Below are 18,809 nucleotides of genomic sequence, written 5' to 3' on the forward strand. Positions count from 1 at the left end.
ATGAAATTCTATTAAAATAAAAATTAAAGAATAGTTCTTTTAACGAAAAAACAAAAAAAATGAAAAACAAAATTTTTATACTTATTCTAAGTATGATGAGCGTAATTGGATATGCTCAGTGTGTCCCATCTGCCACCAATCCTGATTCAGACGGTGACGGAATTGCAAATGTCTGTGATTTAGATGATGATAATGATGGGATTTTAGATACAGTAGAATGTCCTACTGTAAATAATAAACCTCTTTTTCACCTTTTTGATTACACACCTACAAATTTAGCTGATCCTTTATGGCTTTATAAACAGACAAATGGTATTGCTTCAGCATATGTTTGTGCGAGTGGTACAGGTTGTAGCACAGCACCAAATGGACAACCTTATTTAAATGCTAATGTAACAGGAACTGTTGATAACTTAGCGTATGATGATGGTAAATATTATATCATAAATTCTGCTGGTAATTTGCTTTATTCTGCCAACATCATAACAGGAAACTTTGTCAACCTAGGGAATGCAAATATTGGCAGCGGTTATAAAAATCTGGGTTATGATAATGGTGTATTTTACCATTGGAAGAGGATTGGTACAACCAACAATATAGAACTATATCGTACAACCAATCCCGTATCTGTTCCATGGACTTCTTTAGGTACAATAGTAGGAGGTACATATACTTTTGGAACCGGAGGTTTCAATTATTTATTGAAAGATATTGCTGTTAATGATGGTGTTTTCTATTTTTTGTATGACGGTACTGATGTCCCTACTGATGAGTCGTACAGTAGTGTTCGCTCTATAGTTTATTCAAACAGTGCTCCTACGACTGCTGCTTCTAGTTGGCAAAATTTAGGTTCTGCCAATTTTGGTGTAGATGTTTACAATATAGCTTATGGCTCTGAAGATGTATTAACTCTCTGTGATACTGATGGTGACGGAATCCCTAATCATTTAGACTTAGACTCTGATAATGATGGTTGTCCGGATGCAATTGAAGGTGGTGCGGCTTTCACATCTACTAATCTTGTTAACTCTTCAATGTCGGGAGGTAACTCTGGTGCTACAAGCGGCACTTTCAATCAGCCGGTTACTCAGAATTTAGGAAATACGGTCAATACAACCTCAACCTCTACAAGCTATGGTGTGCCTACTGTTGCAGGTTCTGGACAGACAATTGGAACTGCGCAAACGGCTAATCCCGTTTTAGCGGCAGGAACTGCAGGAACAAATCAAACTATAACTTCAGGAAGCACACCAACAGCGTTATCGTTAACAGGTGCTACAGGAAGCGTTCAATGGCAGCTTTCTAATGACAATACTACATTTACAAACATTTCAGGAGCAACTAATACAACTTATGCTCCGGGAACATTAACGGCTACAAGATATTACCGTGCAATTGTTACCAGTGTTGGTGGATGTACTTCGATAAGCAATACGGTAACAATTACCGTAAATAATCCTTGTTTAATTTCTGCAACTAATCCTGACTCAGATGGAGATGGTATTGCTGATGCATGCGATTTAGATGATGATAATGATGGAATTTTAGATTGTGAAGAAAATCTTTTAAATAGACCAGTTAATGAATTTTTTAAGATTAACGGTAATGCTCAGATGGTTAATAGTACAGAGGTACGATTGACACAAAATGCACAGGCACAATCAGGACAACTGTGGTCTTATGGAAAAACAGATTTTACAAAAAGTTTTACAATTTCTTTTCAGGCTTACTTAGGTGCTGATAATGATGGTGCTGATGGAGTTGCTATTGTTTTTCACAATGATCCGGCAGGAGTTAATGCTACTGGTGAGATAGGATCTGGTATTGGGGCAAGAGGTATTCAAAACGGAATAGTTTTAGAACTTGATACGTTTGAAAATTGGTGGGAACCAATTTCAGATATTACTGCAGACCATGGTCATATATGGAGATCTAGTAATCAAGCTTCATTATCAACCCCTGTCGCTTTACCAAATTTAGAAAATGGTGCATGGCATGCGGTAATTGTAACTTGGAATCGTTCAACCAATACGCTTTCTTATACTGTAAATGGCACATTGGCAGGGTCTTATACAGGAGATGTTATTAATTCTATCTTTGGAGGAGCTAATAAAGTATTTTTTGGTTTCACGGGATCAACCGGAGTTTTTACCAATGAGCAAAAAGTAAGGTTTTCTCAAACCTGTTCCTTACCTTTTGAACTTGATACCGATGGTGACGGTATTCCTAATCATTTAGATTTAGACTCAGATAACGATGGCTGTCCGGATGCCATTGAAGGAGGCGCAGCTTTCACCTCAGCAAATCTTGTTAACTCTTCAATGTCGGGAGGGAACTCTGGTGCTACAAACGGAGCTTTTAACCAACCGGTTACTCAGAATTTAGGAAATACGGTCAATACAACCTCAACCTCCACAAGCTATGGTGTGCCCACTGTTGCAGGTTCAGGACAGACGATTGGAACTTCACAAACAGCAAATCCTGTTTTAGCGGCAGGAACAGCCGGAGCCAATCAGACCATAATTTCAGGAAGTGCGCCAACAGCGCTTTCATTAACAGGAGCTACAGGAAGCATCCAATGGCAGGTTTCTACCAACAATACATTATTTACAAATATTTCAGGAGCGACCAATGCTACTTACGCTCCGGGAGCATTAACGGCTACGAGATATTACCGGGCAATTGTTACCAGCGCAGGTGGATGTACGGCAATAAGTAACACGGTAACTGTCAATATTACAACGCCTTGTAGCGTGAGCACTTTACAGCCAACAGTTTCCGGTACGCTTACCAATACCTGTCCTGCCAATTTTGCAGATTTGAACACAACGTATTCAGGAACTCTGCCTCCAGACTCAGAGATGAAATGGTTTACGAATAATACCCATAGCGGAACAGCATTAACATCGGTGCAGGTTTCAAAAGCAACTGCAGGAACTTACTATGCATTCTTCTATGATACAGTAAACAATTGTTACAGCAATGCTTCTGCGCCTGTAACAGTTACGATAACTCCTTGTTGTCCGTCTTTTACAAGTTACAGTACGACGGGCTGGTCTGCAAGAGTATTTGATGCTCCTGCCGGAACTGATGCTTGGACAGAGATCTCAAATGCTAATAACTTTCCTACGAGCAGCTATTCTCAGGTAGCTACATTTAATTATAATGTAAAAGCAGGAACCAGTGATGCTTACAGTATAGATTTTCAAACATTAGGTACAGGTTTAATGCCTTCTAATCCACAAATTCAAAATTATGTCGGAACTCAGATCAACAATGATCCAAGCTGGCCGGTTGGTGATCCCAGAATTAATGAAGATTATGCTGTTTTATTTAGTAAAACGGTTGCGAGTGGAGAAGAAGGAACTTATCAATATGATTTAACGTATGGTGATGATCATATCTTTATTTATAAAAACGGTGTGAAAATTAATCAAATGGATAATGCTTACTATCTGTATCCTTTTGTCAATTTTGCAACGGTAAACTTAGCGGTGGGTGATGTTATTTCTGTACTGATGGTAGAGGAGTTTGAGTTCAATACAGAAGTGCAGATATCTGCCAATAAAATTCCGACAGTACAAAATATCACCAATACCTGTCCATCTGTAACGGTTAATCTGAATGATGCTTATACAGGAAATACTGCACCCGGAGCAAATCTTGTATGGTTCAACAATAATACGCACAGCGGAACAGCTTTAACGGCAGCACAAGTTGCCAATGCTGGTGCAGGAACTTATTATGCTTTTTATTCAAATGGTTCAGGATGTTACAGTCCAGCTTCCAATGCAGTAACGGTCACTATTAATAGTTGTGTTTGTTACAGAGATCCTGTAAATAACGGAACAGGAAGCGAGACAAAAATGGGAATTACATTATTAAAAAGAGCAGGAAGTAATGATCCAAGTAATTGGCCGATGGTAAGAAAATCAGGACACATAGCCTTAGAATCTAATACACAAGGTTTTGTAGTGACAAGAATTGCTAAGGCAGATTTAGGAAATATTACCAATCCACAGGAAGGAATGATGGTGTATGACACAACAGATAAATGTCTGAAAATATATTCTGACAATGCCTGGAAATGTTTCAGCACGCCTGCTTGCCCTGATGAAAGCCCAATTCCGCCTGTAGTTAATCCCAATACTTCTCCTCAAACTTAAATCTTAATTGGATTGATTTAAATTATTAATACAACAAAAAAATGAAAAAAATATATTCAACAATTTGTCTGGTCATAGCATCTCTTTGCTTTTCACAGGTAATTATAGGTAACAATATAGGAACGGTCAACGACAAAACATCCGTTTTATTAGAATTTGCTGACCAAAATAAAGGTATCATACTACCTTACAACAGAACACTGCCTTCCGGTTCTGGCTTGGTAGAGGGAACAATTCTCTTAGATGCTACAGATCCGGCTAATGCTAAAGTAAAATATTATAATGGCACTTGGCAGGATTTGAGCAGTGGTAACGGAGCAAATGTAAGTTCTTATTTGTCGATACAACCTTCTACAATAGAAGACACAACAAAAGGTGCAATTATAGGTGCTCCGACATCTTCAGCAAACGGTGTACTTATCTTGGAATCTGCCAACAAAGCAATGGTTTTACCAATGGTAGAAAATACAGACAATATTCCTGATCCTGCTCCGGGAATGATGGTTTACATCAATAAAGCAGGAGCTAAAAGATTAGCGGTTTTTAATGGTTCTAAATGGACTTTTTGGAAATCATAATTGTATTAAAGCTTAATAAAAAAGAGGATAAATATTTATCCTCTTTTTTTGTTATCAGTTGAATAAACTGACGTATTAATCGTTTGATTTTCAATATAATCATATAAAAGTCTTTTTTGAACGTTGATATTCTGCAAAAGCTTTATAACTTTCAGAAAATCCGAAATAATAAATAGCATCAGCATATACAAATATCATTACATATAAAGGAATTTCCTGAAGAGGAGAAAAATTTGAAGAAAATATAAATGAAACTGCCACAATGACGGCGAGTGAGAAAAGAATGAGAGACACCATTCTTGCCCATTTTTTACCAATGAAAACCAGATACATCAGTCCACAGGTAAGTATAAAGCGGATAATCTGCGAAATAAGTTTTGAAAGCTTAAATCCCGGAACAACAGATTGATAAATATAAATAGAATAGAGGCTTACCAAAAGTATACTGATGATAACAGCAATTGTTCTTTTCCTGCCTCGTTGCTGTAGTGATGTCAAAAGATATAATATTTAATTTCCGATGTATGAAAGTTTCGATCCTTCTATAAAAGTTTCCAAAGGCATTTCTTTTGTTGCAGCATTATTAATGAGTTCAAAATAATACACTGAATTTATTTTAAGACGATGATCTCTGAAATCAGTTTTAAATCTTTTTACTTTTATATTTTTGTTCCCACTGCTAATCTCTGAAGCATTACTTAGTTCAATATTATTGACATCAAAGGCCGCTCGGGGATCTTTCTGTAACTTCAGAAACCTTTTTTGGGTTTTGTCTGTATTTTCATCAAGAAATTTCTGCATTTGGTAATCGGTCATAAGCTGTGGATAGATAAGCCCTTGTTTCAGGACAGAAGTAATGATCTTATCTTTGTTATCATAGTAAACCGTTTTGTTGTCAAAAACAACCGCTTTTTCCTGCATATTGATCTTTCCGGAAAATCTGTGATAGTTTTTCTTTTTATAATGATTTTTAAAATGTTCCACTGCTTTTATGTCATTTATAACGTCTGTCTTTTGAGCGTAAAAGCATAGAGACAGCAATATAAAGACTATCATCATACATTTGTTTTTCATAACCATTGTATTACTTTTTATGTTCTTGTTTATTTAATAAATCTTCTAATGCTTCTTTCAGATCCGGAAACTTGAATTCATAGCCTGCTTTTTGTATTTTTTCAGATGATGCTCTAGACCCTTCCAGTAAGACACTCGAAAGTTCACCAAAAATTAATTTCAGCATAAAACCCGGAACATTCGGCACAAACAATGGTCTTTTCAGAACATTTGCAATCGCTCTTGTAAATGTTTTATTGGTTGCATGTTGCGGTGATGAAGCGTTAAAAGTTCCTTCCATATCAGGATTTTTTAAGGCAAATTCATAAATTCCGCAAATATCGTCAATGTGTATCCAAGGCATATATTGTTTCCCGCTTCCAATAGGTGAACCAAAGCCTAATTGTATCGGGAACATCATTTTACTGAGTGCGCCATCATTTTTAGATAAAACAACAGCAGTTCGGATTTTCACCACCCGTTCTGCCATATTTTCGGTTTTAAACTGGTCTGCAGCATTTTCCCATACAATAACGACGTTGCTGAGAAAATCGTGTCCGGGAGGATCATTTTCGGCAAATATTTTTTCGGAAGTTATGGTGCCGTAATAATTAATCCCGGATGCAGAAATAAATGATTTTAGTTTTATGTTTTTTTGCTTTAAGTATTCCAGAATAAGATTTGCAGATTTTACCCTGCTCTCAATAAGTTCTGTTTTACGGTCTTCACTCCATCTTTTTTCAGAAATATTGGCTCCTGCAAGGTGGATGATATGATCTACATTTTCAAAAGCTTTTTCATCTGCAATATTATTTTCCAGATCCCATTCAAACTCATTTTCAGCCTCTTTTTTTCGGGTAAGAAATCTTATAGAATAGCTGTTTTCCAGTTTTTTTGAAAGTGCTCTTGCAATAGCTCCGCTGGCTCCTGTAATGAGTACAATTTCTTTCATTGTGAAATTAGTTTTTAACGATTAAAACAAAATCTTCTTCCAGTATTTTGTATCCCTGATCGTAAATAAATTTGTATTCCGAACCGTTTTTATAAATTTTTAAATTGGTAAAGTAATTAAAATCAAAACCTAAGCCATCAAGCTTCTTTTTTGGAATTTTTGTTTTCCCTTCTGTATTGATTTCGCTCAGGATTCTGTAGTTTTTGCGCAGTTTATTGTTTACGTTGCGCATAAGGTTGGTAGAATCTTTATTTTGTTTGTTATTGTAAGCGTTTCTGCATGCATCGTTGCAGAATTTTTTATCAGATCTTCCGATAATTTTTTCGCCGCATTCCATACATTCCATAATCATTAATTTTTCAATTTGTGTTGATGTTTTTTCCTCAGCATATTTTTTATTCTGCTATGGTTTGGGTAAGTTCTGTTTTGGGTTAAATTGTTGAATACCAATGCAACTGCCAAAAGTATAATACATCCCGAAAGAACAGGAGAAAGCACATACCAATATCCCAGGTCAGGAATTTTTCCTGTTGAACTTACCGCAATAAGTGCTGTAGCACCACCTGGAGGATGCAGAGTCTTTGTATACTGCATAATGACGATAGAGGAGGCTACCGCAAGGGGAGCAGACAGCCAGATAATATCCGGAACAAACTGATAAACAGTAACTCCTGCCAAAGCAGATAATACATGACCGCCGATCAGATTTCTCGGCTGTGCGAGCGGACTCTGGATCGCTCCATAAATCAGTACGCTGGATGCACCGAAAGACCCGATAAGAAATATATTTTCCTGCTCAAATAAATATTGCGACTGAAGAAATGCAATAATGCCAATTCCGAAAAATGCGCCTAAAAATGACCATAAATGTTCTTTTTTATCAATCAGCGTTTCACGGTAAATTACATATTTTGATACTCTTAATGTTCTTTTTATCGTTTTTTTCACAACTTTATTTGAGCTTTAAAGATACAAAATATCCGTTTGTAAACGGCTAATTTAAAGAAATAAAAGAATATGCAGATTAAAATTTCTAACGCTGTAATTCCACAACGGGTATTTAACAGTTTAAAAAAATCAAAAGATTTTCATTTTCCAAAAAAAAGTCTCACATTTGCGCCATCAATGGGGTGCTGCAATAGCGGCTGAGATGATACCCGGGAGTTTTTTCCACACCTGATTCGGATAATGCCGACGTAGGGATTTTTTGATTTATCATCTCATCATTTAATTTATATAAGTTAATTTGATGCAGGAAATTTTACAGCAGACTACATGGCAGGAATGGCTCGGTGTTGTCTTTTCAGTATTTCAGGTATTATTGGCACGAAAAAATAACTCCAATAACTATCTTTTCGGAATTGCCGGAATTTCACTTTCGCTTTATGTGATGTTTTTCGCAAAACTTTACGCAGAGTTTACCTTAAATCTCTATTACCTCGTCATGAGCATTTACGGATGGCTGTACTGGAAATTTGGTAAAAAACAAAAAGAAACAGCGATTTCAGAAACCACCAATCATGAGAAGATGATTACGGCAGCAATTGTAATTGGGACATTCTGCCTTTTCTGGTATTTTCTAACCCGGTTTACAGATTCAGATGTTCCAATATGGGATTCTTTGGTCAGTGCTTTTGCGTGGGCAGGAATGTGGCTCATGGCACGAAGAAAAATAGAAAACTGGATTTTACTGAATATGAGCAACATCATTGCAATTCCGTTGTTGATCCACAAAGGTCTTTACTTGTATGCTGCTTTAACGGCTTTTTTATTCATCGTGGCGATCTTTGGTTACTTAGAATGGCGGAAAATTATTAAATCGAAAGTGGTCGTTGCGTAATCTTTAAATGAATAAAATAATTAAACGCAAAGATTTAAAATAAAAACTACAAATTTTAAGAAGCAAATATTGCGACACGTCGCTTGATGAAGCTTCAAAATAGATGCACGCTTAAAATCAATTTTATTGATTATCCTTTACTGACTGGAATGAGCAGAGTGTAAAATAAATCTTTGCGTTTAAAATAATTAAAGTCAAACACGGGTTTTATTAATCACAAAAATTTTCAAAAGAATGATTAAAATCCATCCATACTAATTTAAAAGATATGTTAATACCTCAGGAAATCAGAATTAAAATGCAACAAGTTTCAGAAGTTCCTGCTGAAATTATTGAGCAAATTCATCAGGAAAGGCTGCTTCAGATCTGGGTTCCGAAAATATATGGCGGATTGGGATTGCGCTTGAGTCAAGGTTTAAAAGTGCTTTTCAATTGGTCAAAAATTGATGGAAGCCTGGGTTGGATGTTAACTTTATGTTCGGGAGCCAATTTTTTTTCAAGAAATTTAAAGCCTCATATCGCAAGTAAACTTTTTTCGGATCATAAAACCTGCTTCGGCGGAAGCGGAATGATTGGCGGAACAGCCGAAAAAGAAACTGACGGAACTTTTTTAATCAACGGACTGTGGCATTTTGCAACCGGAGCACCTCATTTAAGCCATTTTACATTAAATGCAAAGCTTACGGATAATGAAATTCCTTTGCTGGATGAATCAGGAAATGAAATGATTCGGTCATTTATTATTTCTAAAAATCAGGCTGAAATTATCCCGAACTGGCAATCAATGGGAATGAAAGCAACCGGAACCTATTCTTTTAAGGTTGAAAATGTAAAAGTTACAGAAGATTATAGTTTTGTGTACGATGAGTTTTTTACGGATGATGTTCTAGATAGAATTCCGTTCAGGATTTTTGCTGATCTGACTTTATTGGTCAACTATCTTGGCATGGCTTCTCACTTTGCAGAAGAAGCTCTCAAAATTAGATCTCATCTAAATTTGGATTTATTCAATAAGAAAATAGAAGAAGCAATGAAAAAGGCTGTTGAATTTGCAGATGAAATTGAATCTCTGCTTACTAATTCTAAGTTGGTTATTTCTGAAAAACAGTCTGAAATTCATGATTACTCTTCATCTTTAGTTGAAAATTTATCGCATCAGATTCTTGAAATTTATTTTCAGCTGGGAATAAGGGCAAGTCACACAGATTCTGCAGTTTACCAGGTTTTTTGTAATTATTTTACAGCAACGCAGCATGCCAATTTCAGGAGGGAAATGTAAAGTATCTTTTTTCCGTGATCTGTCCGTAACAATAATTGAGATCATAATTTCAATGATACTTAATTTTTAATCTACTTTTGAGAATATTTTATTGGAGGTAGTTTTTCATATTTCTCAATGTATTCCCAAATATACTCCATATTAGGTAGGAAATATCCATCTTTTTCTAAATTGGCAAGTTCATTGTCTTTTATATTTCTAATGTCAAATGGTTCAAGTTTATTTTCCCGTAAGATTTCTAAACCTCTTGAAATCTCATTCTCTATTTTTGTACTTTTTGTCCAAGGATAATAGTTTATGAATATTTTTAATCGATCAAATGCAAAAATTGTTCTTTTAGTTTTTGACCAAAAAGTTTTATCATATTTTTTATTTAATTTGTTAATTTTTACGTCGTCTATAATATTGTTGAATATTTGAGGTGTAAAGAAAATGTCAATTTCAATATCGCCGAAACTCATAAAACCCTCTGCTACTTTATTCCAATTATAAAATATTCTTATTGTTCTTCCGTTTTCGGTCTTTATCAAGCCTTCATATTTGTCTATTTGCTCTTTTTGAAAATTTCTAAACTTTAGATCTTCAAAAATTTTTTTTGAAAAAATTTTGTTATGTACATTTTTCCCGACGTAATCATTTACATCAATTATTATACAAATGAATATCCAAAAAATTATAAAACAAATTAACGAAAAAACTAGTTTTTTTGATGAGAAATATATTGCAGGAAAAATAAGAATAAATGAAATAATCATGTTTATTATATACTGATGAAAATCAACATAATATTTACCGTTTTTTAATTTTTTAATGGTGATTAACTTGTTTTCCATAAAGTTCATAAGAGTTGTAATTCTGTTTTTTGGGTAAACACTTATTATTTGCAGTTTCTTTTTATTATTTCAATTTCTTTTTCCATTTTCTGTTCCCAATTTTTTCCATTTCTTTTTTCAAGATATCGTTTTACAATTTCTGCATATTTTTCTTGAGCATTAATTTCATGTTCCATTACAACACAACCTGTATTTACGAATATTAATCCATATCTTTTGTTGATACTGTCAATTTTATTTTCAGTATTTTGATTACATTCCGAAATTGTTAAACCTCCTGCATATCTGTACGTAACCCGATCATTTTTAATATCCAGATTTGCTTTATTAACATATTCTTTTTCTAATTTGAGATACTCATTTTTCATCATTTTATATCCTGAAATACCTTCAAATATTATAAAGGCTAAAAATACTGTATTAACTAGAGCAAAAATTCCTAAAAATTTATTTTTAAAATTCAGATTTTTAAAGTTTAAAGTCGAAATAAGGGCTGTAGGAATTGCAATTATAACTAAAATAATAATTATGTATTCAAATCCATATCCATTAAAATTGAACAAAAAATTAAATTTTGTTGGATAATTAATTCCATAAAACGTTATAATATTTGAAAAAAATATTAAAGTCAGAATTATAATATTTATTATTGTTAATTTTTTTGTCACGGCATTTTTTTTATGGCTTTATCTACAGCCGTTTCGGCTTTGTTCAGACAGGAAGTTGAAATATAATGTTGATATTATTACTAAAGTTAAATTAAAAAACTACACTTGAGTTTGTACTTCAGTCGGTAAGTAAAACTTGCTACTGATTGGTATTCTTTTTAGTTCCATCATTATTTATAAATGTAAACTCGTGGTCTTGATTGATAATTTCTCCGCCTGCTTTCCAAAAATTTTCAAACAAACCTAGCCAATCCTCAAAGTCATTTTCTTTTTCAGTATCCCATCTAATTAAACCATATTCATTTCTGCCATCACTTTTATCTATTACAACACCAAATTTATTATGAAGTGAAACTTTTGTTCCTAATAAGAACTCTTGGTTTCTTTTCCACTTGTCAGTAATACGAAAAACATTGCGCCCAATTTTTTGTCCTTTATCGCCAAGCAAAATTTCCCATTCTTTTGTTGGTGTGAACCATTCCCAAATTCTTGTGAAGTCTGCAACATTATCTCCTTCAATTTCATATAGCTCTTCAATAAATTCGTTTTTGAATTTAATGAGTTCGTCATCATTTTTTTTATCTAAAATATCAATCAGAAGATTTTCTGCTTTATGCAACTCGTCAAACAATTCAAACAGCTCCCATTTTTTCCAATAGTCAATTTTGGAAATTCCGTCCGAATATTTAGCTTTTTTATTGAAAAGTTTTTTAAACATATTGTTGTTTTTAAGGTTGAAGGTAACTACTACTAATATTTATTAGAAATGCGAATGTTCAATTTAGCACTGAACACGGCATTTTACTAAACTGCTGTTAGGCGTAGTTGTTATTTTATTTTTTGAAGATCAAATTTTATTATTTCGAACAATATTATTGATAACCAATTTATTCCGTGTAGAGTGATTGGCTTAAAAAATTGGTCTGGAAACATTAGTTCTGTGGAATCAAAATTTTCTTGCCAACTACCTTTTAAATTATGAAAAAATCTATTTCTAAGTTCAATTAATAAATCATAATAGCCTATGAATTTTATTTTAATGAAACTGTTATCTGATTTGTCTAAAACAAATTTTTCATTAACTTTCTTTAAATATAGTTCGTAATATTTAGGTCTTAATTCTTCAATGTCAACTAAATTTAAATCAATTGTAATGTTGGAACTGTAAAAATCTTCATCTTTAAAAGTCTCCGATACAAACCTTTTAAAAAATAGAAGTTCTCCATCCTTATCTTTACCAAAGTATGATTGTAAGTCGTGGTATGTTTTATTATAATCATCTTTTTTGGAGACAAAGATTAAAGGTATTGAGTAAGAAATTCCTTCAATAATTCTATATAAATAAATGAAAGATTCTAAAAATTTATCGCTTTTATATGCAATTAAACATTTTATTAATTCAACTTCAATTGATTTATAAAATTTTCTATTAGATCTTGCTTTTAAGAAAAAATAATTTAAATCTTCTAATGATACACTTTCATCAAATTGTTCAAGGAGAGTGTCATATTTTAAAGATATATTTAATACAGTAGGAAATTTTATGTTATTATCTCTTATCTTATATATTTTATCTTGATAATTGTCTTTGATATTTACAGTACCCGAAATTAGCCTAAAGATATTAAGAATAGGAGATGGATTTTCTTCAGTCTTTAAGTGCTTATATTTCGTGTTATTTCTAGCTACTGAATCAACTATTGAGTATCTGTTAATCATTTGTTATATCACTAAAATATTCTAATAATTCATATGTATCAAAATCTTTAAGTTTTGAGTAATTTTTAAAATATTCAAAAGATAATTCTCTTCTCATTTTACCTAACTTAATTTTGGAAGGATTAAAATCAGAAAATGCCTTTTCAAAAATCTCAATTGAATTTGAAAACTCTTCTGGAGTTAAATCTAAAATTATTTTGTGAGAAGTTTTCAAACCAACTGCAAATCCTACCAAATTATTAGCTTGCTTTAACCATTTAATATTTGCAGGAATAACTTGAAATTTAGCAATAGCTTTTATAACATCTTCAAAATTTCCTGAATCGTCTATAGGTTCAGTCGAAATGATCTTATTTACAATTAATTCATCCATTTTATCTTGGATAATTTTTTTATTGTCTACCATTGGAGAATTAGCCATATATGCTAAATATGCTTGCTCAATATCAGATTTATTAAAAGAGTTTATTTTGATTTTATCAGCTCTTTCTTTTTCAGTTTGAACTTCAATGCCAAGTGCTTCAAAGTTAAATACATTTGCCATTAACATTTCAACTTGATGACGTGGTGTCATTGGCTTTTGCCCGTTATTTAGAGTAATCATTCGATAAAGCAATTTGTCAACTTTGTCACTAAAAATGATGTTGAAATAAAGTTTTTTATCGAAATCAAAATTTTCTTGATTTGAAACTCTTAATAAAGTGTTGAGTCTTTGTATTCCATCTAATACAAATGAGTTCTCATATTCATTATTAAAATATGCTTCAATTTTCTCTATTTGGGTTTCAAGATTAATTTCTTTTTCTACAAAAGCTAGTGTAATAGGAGGCATAACACAACCATTAACAATGTCTCTTTCTAGTTTTTCATAAAACTTTTTATCTTGTAATTTCCTTTGAAATTCAGTTTTACTAATTAATGGTGTTAACTTTTCAATGGCTTCTCTGTAGGTCAATGAGCCAGTTGCTACAACACCATTAATTACTTTGTCAAAATCTTTATCGTATATTTTCATTTTTTTAAATTACGGTTTTTTTACAATTACGCCAACCATCCAAATTTACACAATTATCAATAATTATAAACAATCATTAATTTATTTTCAAATAACTCATAATCAAACAAATATGCATTTTCAAACGACTACAAACGAATTTAAATAGTTTTCTACCGAATAAAATTCCCAAGCTGATGAATCTTTGCAACAGAGATTTGAGAAAACAAGTGAACGTCTCTTATCTGAATTGTTAATCTAAAAAAAATAAAGTTATGTCACTAAGAAACAAAGTAACCTTAATCGGGTTCACAGGAAAAGAAGTTGAAAAGGTAAACTTCGAAAACGGAGGAATGAAAATTTCAGTTTCCCTTGCTACAAACGATCATTACACGAATGTAAAAGGTGAAAAAGTAGAAGAAACGCAATGGCATAATCTGGTTGCTTTCGGAAAGACTGCGGAGATTTTTCAGAAATATGTTACCAAAGGAAAAGAAATCGCTATTGAAGGGAAACTGACGTACAGATCGTACGAAGATAAAGATGGTGTGAAAAGATATATTACTGAGATAAGAGTGGATGAACTTCTGCTTTTAGGCAGCAAATAATTTCTCAACTTTAAAATGACCGAGATGAATGTAAAAGTTTTAAAAATCAGAATTGCAGACGAATTTCTGTTGCAGGATCAGAAGATGATTGATGATTTTCTGAACAATCACGAGATTATAAAAGTGGAAACCGCTTTCGTACACGAAGAAAACTTTTGGTCAGTGATTTTGTATTTCAACGAATATAAGACAGAGATCAGTAAAAACACGGTGAAAGATTCTAAAGCAATGAAATATTCTGCGGATGATGAAATGCTGACCAGTGATGAAATTGAAATTCTGGAAGCCCTAAAACTATGGCGTTCCGAAAAAGCCAAAGAACAAAATCTTCCTTCCTACTTTATTGCGACCAATAAAGAACTGATATCTGTGGCTAAATTTAAGCCTGCAAAAAAACAGGAATTATTGGAAATAAAAGGATTTGGTAAACATAAAATCGAAAATTATGGCGAAGAAATTCTCGAAATATTAGAAAGTGTGTAATATGATTCAAAAAAGCATAAGTGATTACAGGATGCCAGAGAAATTATAATCTCTGGCTTTTTATTAATTTAAAAGTCTTTTCAAATCCTTATTTTTGCAGTCTATATCATTTATAAAACATCAATTATCATTCATACAATGAAGCCGAGCTTAGCAAAAGGAACAAGAGATTTTACATCTTTGGAAGTATCCAAAAGAAAATATATTATCAATATTTTACAGAAAAATTTTGAATTGTTTGGTTTTCAGCCTTTGGAAACCCCAAGCTTTGAAAATCTTTCAACTTTAACAGGAAAATACGGCGAGGAAGGAGACCGCTTGATTTTTAAGATTTTGAATTCCAGTATAAATGAAGCCAAAGAAGACAAAAAAATGCAGATGCTGAATGATTTTCAGAAAGCTTTAGACAAGCCTTTCAGTTCAGAAAATCTTACGGATAAAGCCCTTCGTTACGATTTAACTGTACCTTTTGCGAGATTTGTAGCGATGAATCAGGGGAAACTTACTTTTCCGTACAAGCGCTATCAAATCCAGCCCGTTTGGAGAGCAGACCGCCCGCAAAAAGGAAGATTCAGAGAATTTTATCAGTGTGATGCCGATGTGGTGGGAAGTGAAAGTCTTTGGCAGGAAGTAGAATTGGTGCAATTATATTTAAAATCTTTTGCAGAGCTTAAAGTTTCCGTAACGATTCACATCAACAACAGAAAAATTCTTTCCGGATTAGCGGAGTTTGCCGGAATTACAGATAAATTAATTGATTTTACGGTTGCATTAGACAAGTTGGATAAAATAGGGAAAGATGGAGTAGTGAAGGAGCTTTTAGAAAGAGGAATTTCTCAGGAATCTATTGATAAACTGGATTTCTTATTTACTCAATCTGATGATGCTCTGGAGAATCTTCTTCAATTAAAAGAAAAATTTGCAGGAAACGAAATCGGCTTAAAAGGTGTTGAAGAATTGGAATTTGTCATTACTCAATCATTAAATCTTGGTGTTGATATTCAGAATCTTGTTTTTGATATTACTTTAGCCAGAGGTTTAGATTATTACACCGGGGCAATTTTCGAGGTGAAAGCAGATGAAGCGCAGATGGGTTCTATCGGAGGAGGTGGAAGATATGATAATCTTACGGAAGTTTTCGGAGTGAAAAACGTTCCGGGAATCGGGATTTCTTTTGGTCTGGACCGTATTTATCTGGTGATGGAAGAGCTGAATCTTTTTCCTGAAGAAGCAGCATCAAATGTAGAATATCTCTTTGCAAATTTTGGAGGCGAAGAAACTCTGGAAGCACTAAAGCTCATCATACAGCTGAGAGAGAAGGGTATTTCTGCTGAACTTTATCCTGAAAATGCAAAAATAGCAAAGCAGTTTACGTATGCTGAAAAAAAGGGCATCAAAAATCTGGTCTTTTTGGGTGAAGAAGAGATAAAAAACAAAACAGTTACTTTTAAAAATCTTGAAGCAGGAGAGCAGAAAACAGTTTCTCTGCAGGATTTTTTAGGATAATTGATCTGAAACTGAACACATATTACAAATCGCCGGTCTTTACGCTGGCGATTTTTTATTATCTGAAGTAAAACATCAGTTTAAAAAACTCTGCATGAAGTTTGTACTGTTTCAGCATCACAAAAAATATAATATGAGTAACAGTATTTTAAAAAAAGAACATGAACTGGGTTTGGGAGGCGTTGCGATCGGAACGGCTTTTGAAAAATTGACAGATGAGCAGTCACACGAAATTCTGGAAAAAGCCTGGGATGAAGGAATAAGATATTATGATACCTCCCCATGGTACGGTCTTACTAAGAGTGAGAGAAGGTTTGGTGATTTTTTAAAGGAAAAAAACAGGGAAGATTTTGTTTTTTCAACAAAAGTAGGAAGGCTTTTCAAAGAAGTGCCTTCTTCTGAAGTTCCTGAAACCATGTGGCAGGATCCGCTTAATTTTGATTTTGAGCACAATTATACAGCAGACGCAATTAAAAGATCCATAGCTGACAGTTTACAGAGAACAGGTCTTGGCTATATTGATATTGTTTATATTCACGATCTGTCCGAGGATCAGGTAGGTGATAGGTATCCGTACTTTATGGATCAGGCAAAAAAAGGAGCTTTCAAAGTCTTATCTGAATTGCGCGATGAAGGGATAATAAAAGCTTGGGGAATGGGCGTTAATAAAATAGAACCGATTTTAGATTGTCTGGAATTTGCGGATCCCGATATCTGCCTTTCAGCAACTCAATACTCTATTCTGGAACATGAGGACGCTGTTGACAGATTACTTCCGGTAGTAAAAAAGGCTGGGATCAAACTTATTTCGGGAGCAGGATACAATTCAGGATTCATCAATGGCAGAAACCGTTATAATTATAAAGAGGTTATTCCTAAAGGGATGACCGAAAAAAGAGACAAAATAGCAGCAATAGCTTCTAAATATAATATTGATATTGTAGATGCAGCTCTACAGTTTGTGCTCGCAGCCGATGAATTCGTTTCTATCATTCCCGGTGCAAGCAAACCCGATCAGGTTTCCGATAATATCAGTGCATGGAAAAAAGAAATCCCTCAAGAATTCTGGCGTGAGATTCAGGAACAAGGTCTTGTTTATGAAAAAGCACAGTTGCCATTATACTGATTTTAATGAAACGAAAACTTACCTCTTTCCGAAGGGGTATTTTTTTAAATAAAACTTAGAATGATCTCCAGCAAAACCAAAATCTAATTTCATGGTTTAATATAAAAACACCTGATTGATTTATGGCTCTTTGCTCATCCACGCATTCATATATTCTCTGTTGAGTCTTGCAATATTATCAAGCGAAATATGTTTTGGGCATTCAACTTCGCAGGCTCCGATTACAGAACAGTTTCCGAAACCTTCATCATCCATAGCTTTTACCATATTCAAAACCCGTCTTTTAGCTTCGGTTCTGCCTTGTGGAAGGAGAGCAAAATGAGAAACTTTTGCACCTACAAAAAGCATTGCAGCACCATTCGGACAGCAGGCAACACAGGCTCCGCAACTGATGCATGCGGCAGCATCCATGGCTTTGTCTGCATCTTCTTTAGGAACAGCAATTGCATTGGCATCTAAAGTATTTCCAGAAGTATTTACAGATATAAATCCTCCTGCAGCCATAATTCTGTCAAACGAACTTCTGTCTGTGATAAGATCTTTAATGATAGGGAATGCCGCACTTCTCCAAGGTTCAATTACGATAGTTTCACCATCTTTAAACATTCTCATGTGCAATTGACAGGTGGTAATCCCTGTATCAGGTCCGTGTGCTCTTCCGTTGATATACAATGAGCATGTCCCACAAATGCCTTCTCTGCAATCGTGATCAAAAGCTATCGGCTCTTCATTTCTGGTAATCAGTTGTTCATTTAAAATGTCAAGCATCTCAAGAAAAGAAGCATCCGTTGAAATATCAGAGACTTGATATATCTGAAATTTTCCTTTTGTTTTGGAATTTTTCTGCCGCCATATTTTAAGCGTAAGATTAAGATTTCTCTTCATAAGATTGTTGTGATTTGTTAGTTATATAATAAGCTGATAATCAGGATAAAATACAGTTTTTATTCCTGATATTTGGATCTGTATTAATATAAAACCCCAGTTCGGGATAAGAAATAAAT

19 protein-coding genes are annotated in these 18,809 nt (G+C 33.7%); 8 read left to right on the forward strand and 11 right to left on the reverse strand.

The annotated features are described in order from the left end of the window. The first annotated feature begins 59 nt into the window (after positions 1-59). Together AC0NBN_RS02720 and AC0NBN_RS02725 are read left to right on the forward strand one after the other, a co-directional pair. Positions 60-4,166 carry a lectin-like domain-containing protein gene (locus tag AC0NBN_RS02720; protein ID WP_160811518.1) on the forward strand — a complete coding sequence of 1,369 codons (4,107 nt, stop codon included), beginning with the start codon at positions 60-62 and terminating at the stop codon, positions 4,164-4,166. 41 nt (positions 4,167-4,207) lie between these two features. Next, positions 4,208-4,744, forward strand: coding sequence for a hypothetical protein (locus AC0NBN_RS02725; RefSeq protein WP_160811519.1), 537 nt, complete (start codon positions 4,208-4,210; stop codon positions 4,742-4,744). 99 nt (positions 4,745-4,843) lie between these two features. Here AC0NBN_RS02725 and AC0NBN_RS02730 read toward each other — a convergent pair whose 3' ends face one another. From AC0NBN_RS02730 to AC0NBN_RS02750, 5 genes are read right to left on the reverse strand one after another with little or no spacing between them, the layout of a single operon-like run. After that, entirely contained in the window at positions 4,844-5,242 is a 399-nt protein-coding gene (locus AC0NBN_RS02730; RefSeq protein WP_160811520.1) for a hypothetical protein, read from the reverse strand. Between the two features lie 12 nt (positions 5,243-5,254). Further along, entirely contained in the window at positions 5,255-5,803 is a 549-nt protein-coding gene (locus AC0NBN_RS02735) for a hypothetical protein (protein ID WP_160811521.1), read from the reverse strand. Positions 5,804-5,828: 25 nt separating this feature from the next. Beyond that, complete coding sequence (locus AC0NBN_RS02740; protein WP_160811522.1) at positions 5,829-6,749, reverse strand: TIGR01777 family oxidoreductase; 921 nt, start codon at positions 6,747-6,749, stop codon at positions 5,829-5,831. A 7-nt stretch (positions 6,750-6,756) separates the two neighbouring features. Next, positions 6,757-7,098, reverse strand: a complete 342-nt coding sequence (locus tag AC0NBN_RS02745) for a hypothetical protein (protein ID WP_160811663.1) — start codon at positions 7,096-7,098, stop codon at positions 6,757-6,759. 2 nt (positions 7,099-7,100) lie between these two features. Beyond that, complete coding sequence (locus AC0NBN_RS02750) at positions 7,101-7,697, reverse strand: HPP family protein (protein ID WP_143883615.1); 597 nt, start codon at positions 7,695-7,697, stop codon at positions 7,101-7,103. A 298-nt stretch (positions 7,698-7,995) separates the two neighbouring features. Here AC0NBN_RS02750 and pnuC point away from each other — a divergent pair, with 298 nt between their 5' ends. Together pnuC and AC0NBN_RS02760 are read left to right on the forward strand one after the other, a co-directional pair. Beyond that, positions 7,996-8,589 (forward strand): nicotinamide riboside transporter PnuC, encoded by a 594-nt coding sequence (gene pnuC / locus AC0NBN_RS02755; RefSeq protein WP_160811523.1) that lies wholly within the window; start codon positions 7,996-7,998, stop codon positions 8,587-8,589. A gap of 268 nt (positions 8,590-8,857) precedes the next feature. Continuing rightward, positions 8,858-9,868 (forward strand): acyl-CoA dehydrogenase family protein, encoded by a 1,011-nt coding sequence (locus AC0NBN_RS02760; RefSeq protein WP_160811524.1) that lies wholly within the window; start codon positions 8,858-8,860, stop codon positions 9,866-9,868. 71 nt (positions 9,869-9,939) lie between these two features. Here AC0NBN_RS02760 and AC0NBN_RS02765 read toward each other — a convergent pair whose 3' ends face one another. The 5 genes from AC0NBN_RS02765 to AC0NBN_RS02785 form a co-directional block, all read right to left on the reverse strand. Then, a complete protein-coding gene (locus tag AC0NBN_RS02765; protein WP_160811525.1) occupies positions 9,940-10,701 on the reverse strand; it encodes a hypothetical protein in 762 nt (253 codons plus the stop codon). A gap of 44 nt (positions 10,702-10,745) precedes the next feature. Next, positions 10,746-11,369, reverse strand: a complete 624-nt coding sequence (locus AC0NBN_RS02770; protein WP_160811526.1) for an FEKKY domain-containing protein — start codon at positions 11,367-11,369, stop codon at positions 10,746-10,748. A gap of 139 nt (positions 11,370-11,508) precedes the next feature. Further along, positions 11,509-12,087, reverse strand: a complete 579-nt coding sequence (locus AC0NBN_RS02775; protein WP_160811527.1) for a hypothetical protein — start codon at positions 12,085-12,087, stop codon at positions 11,509-11,511. 110 nt (positions 12,088-12,197) lie between these two features. Continuing rightward, positions 12,198-13,088 carry a hypothetical protein gene (locus tag AC0NBN_RS02780; protein ID WP_160811528.1) on the reverse strand — a complete coding sequence of 297 codons (891 nt, stop codon included), beginning with the start codon at positions 13,086-13,088 and terminating at the stop codon, positions 12,198-12,200. Continuing rightward, on the reverse strand, positions 13,081-14,103 hold the full coding sequence (locus AC0NBN_RS02785; protein ID WP_160811529.1) for a hypothetical protein: 1,023 nt from the start codon (positions 14,101-14,103) through the stop codon (positions 13,081-13,083). Before AC0NBN_RS02785 ends, AC0NBN_RS02780 begins: the two co-directional genes overlap by 8 nt. Positions 14,104-14,357: 254 nt before the next feature. Here AC0NBN_RS02785 and AC0NBN_RS02790 point away from each other — a divergent pair, with 254 nt between their 5' ends. The 4 genes from AC0NBN_RS02790 (at position 14,358) to AC0NBN_RS02805 (ending at position 17,805) form a co-directional block, all read left to right on the forward strand. Next, the gene (locus AC0NBN_RS02790) at positions 14,358-14,690 is read left to right on the forward strand and encodes a single-stranded DNA-binding protein (RefSeq protein WP_160811530.1); all 333 of its coding nucleotides are present in this window, start codon (positions 14,358-14,360) and stop codon (positions 14,688-14,690) included. A 24-nt stretch (positions 14,691-14,714) separates the two neighbouring features. Continuing rightward, entirely contained in the window at positions 14,715-15,173 is a 459-nt protein-coding gene (locus AC0NBN_RS02795) for an HRDC domain-containing protein (RefSeq protein ID WP_160811531.1), read from the forward strand. A gap of 138 nt (positions 15,174-15,311) precedes the next feature. Continuing rightward, positions 15,312-16,679, forward strand: a complete 1,368-nt coding sequence (gene hisS / locus AC0NBN_RS02800; RefSeq protein WP_160811532.1) for a histidine--tRNA ligase — start codon at positions 15,312-15,314, stop codon at positions 16,677-16,679. A gap of 133 nt (positions 16,680-16,812) precedes the next feature. Further along, positions 16,813-17,805, forward strand: a complete 993-nt coding sequence (locus AC0NBN_RS02805; protein ID WP_160811533.1) for an aldo/keto reductase — start codon at positions 16,813-16,815, stop codon at positions 17,803-17,805. A gap of 120 nt (positions 17,806-17,925) precedes the next feature. Here the strand turns inward: AC0NBN_RS02805 and AC0NBN_RS02810 are convergent, their stop codons facing one another. Then, positions 17,926-18,690 (reverse strand): succinate dehydrogenase/fumarate reductase iron-sulfur subunit, encoded by a 765-nt coding sequence (locus AC0NBN_RS02810; protein WP_143883626.1) that lies wholly within the window; start codon positions 18,688-18,690, stop codon positions 17,926-17,928. Positions 18,691-18,809: the final 119 nt, after the last annotated feature.

The organism is Chryseobacterium sp. L12 (assembly GCF_056133985.1).

What these genes read in the sequence shown, in the direction of transcription:
- AC0NBN_RS02760 (WP_160811524.1), top strand. Translation starts at nt 8,858, where the DNA reads ATGTTAATACCTCAGGAAATCAGAATTAAAATGCAACAAGTTTCAGAA.
- AC0NBN_RS02775 (WP_160811527.1), bottom strand. Translation starts at nt 12,087, where the DNA reads ATGTTTAAAAAACTTTTCAATAAAAAAGCTAAATATTCGGACGGAATT.
- AC0NBN_RS02805 (WP_160811533.1), top strand. Translation starts at nt 16,813, where the DNA reads ATGAGTAACAGTATTTTAAAAAAAGAACATGAACTGGGTTTGGGAGGC.
- AC0NBN_RS02765 (WP_160811525.1), bottom strand. Translation starts at nt 10,701, where the DNA reads ATGGAAAACAAGTTAATCACCATTAAAAAATTAAAAAACGGTAAATAT.
- hisS (WP_160811532.1), top strand. Translation starts at nt 15,312, where the DNA reads ATGAAGCCGAGCTTAGCAAAAGGAACAAGAGATTTTACATCTTTGGAA.
- AC0NBN_RS02720 (WP_160811518.1), top strand. Translation starts at nt 60, where the DNA reads ATGAAAAACAAAATTTTTATACTTATTCTAAGTATGATGAGCGTAATT.
- AC0NBN_RS02785 (WP_160811529.1), bottom strand. Translation starts at nt 14,103, where the DNA reads ATGAAAATATACGATAAAGATTTTGACAAAGTAATTAATGGTGTTGTA.
- AC0NBN_RS02740 (WP_160811522.1), bottom strand. Translation starts at nt 6,749, where the DNA reads ATGAAAGAAATTGTACTCATTACAGGAGCCAGCGGAGCTATTGCAAGA.
- AC0NBN_RS02810 (WP_143883626.1), bottom strand. Translation starts at nt 18,690, where the DNA reads ATGAAGAGAAATCTTAATCTTACGCTTAAAATATGGCGGCAGAAAAAT.
- AC0NBN_RS02790 (WP_160811530.1), top strand. Translation starts at nt 14,358, where the DNA reads ATGTCACTAAGAAACAAAGTAACCTTAATCGGGTTCACAGGAAAAGAA.
- AC0NBN_RS02795 (WP_160811531.1), top strand. Translation starts at nt 14,715, where the DNA reads ATGAATGTAAAAGTTTTAAAAATCAGAATTGCAGACGAATTTCTGTTG.
- AC0NBN_RS02780 (WP_160811528.1), bottom strand. Translation starts at nt 13,088, where the DNA reads ATGATTAACAGATACTCAATAGTTGATTCAGTAGCTAGAAATAACACG.
- AC0NBN_RS02725 (WP_160811519.1), top strand. Translation starts at nt 4,208, where the DNA reads ATGAAAAAAATATATTCAACAATTTGTCTGGTCATAGCATCTCTTTGC.
- AC0NBN_RS02735 (WP_160811521.1), bottom strand. Translation starts at nt 5,803, where the DNA reads ATGATGATAGTCTTTATATTGCTGTCTCTATGCTTTTACGCTCAAAAG.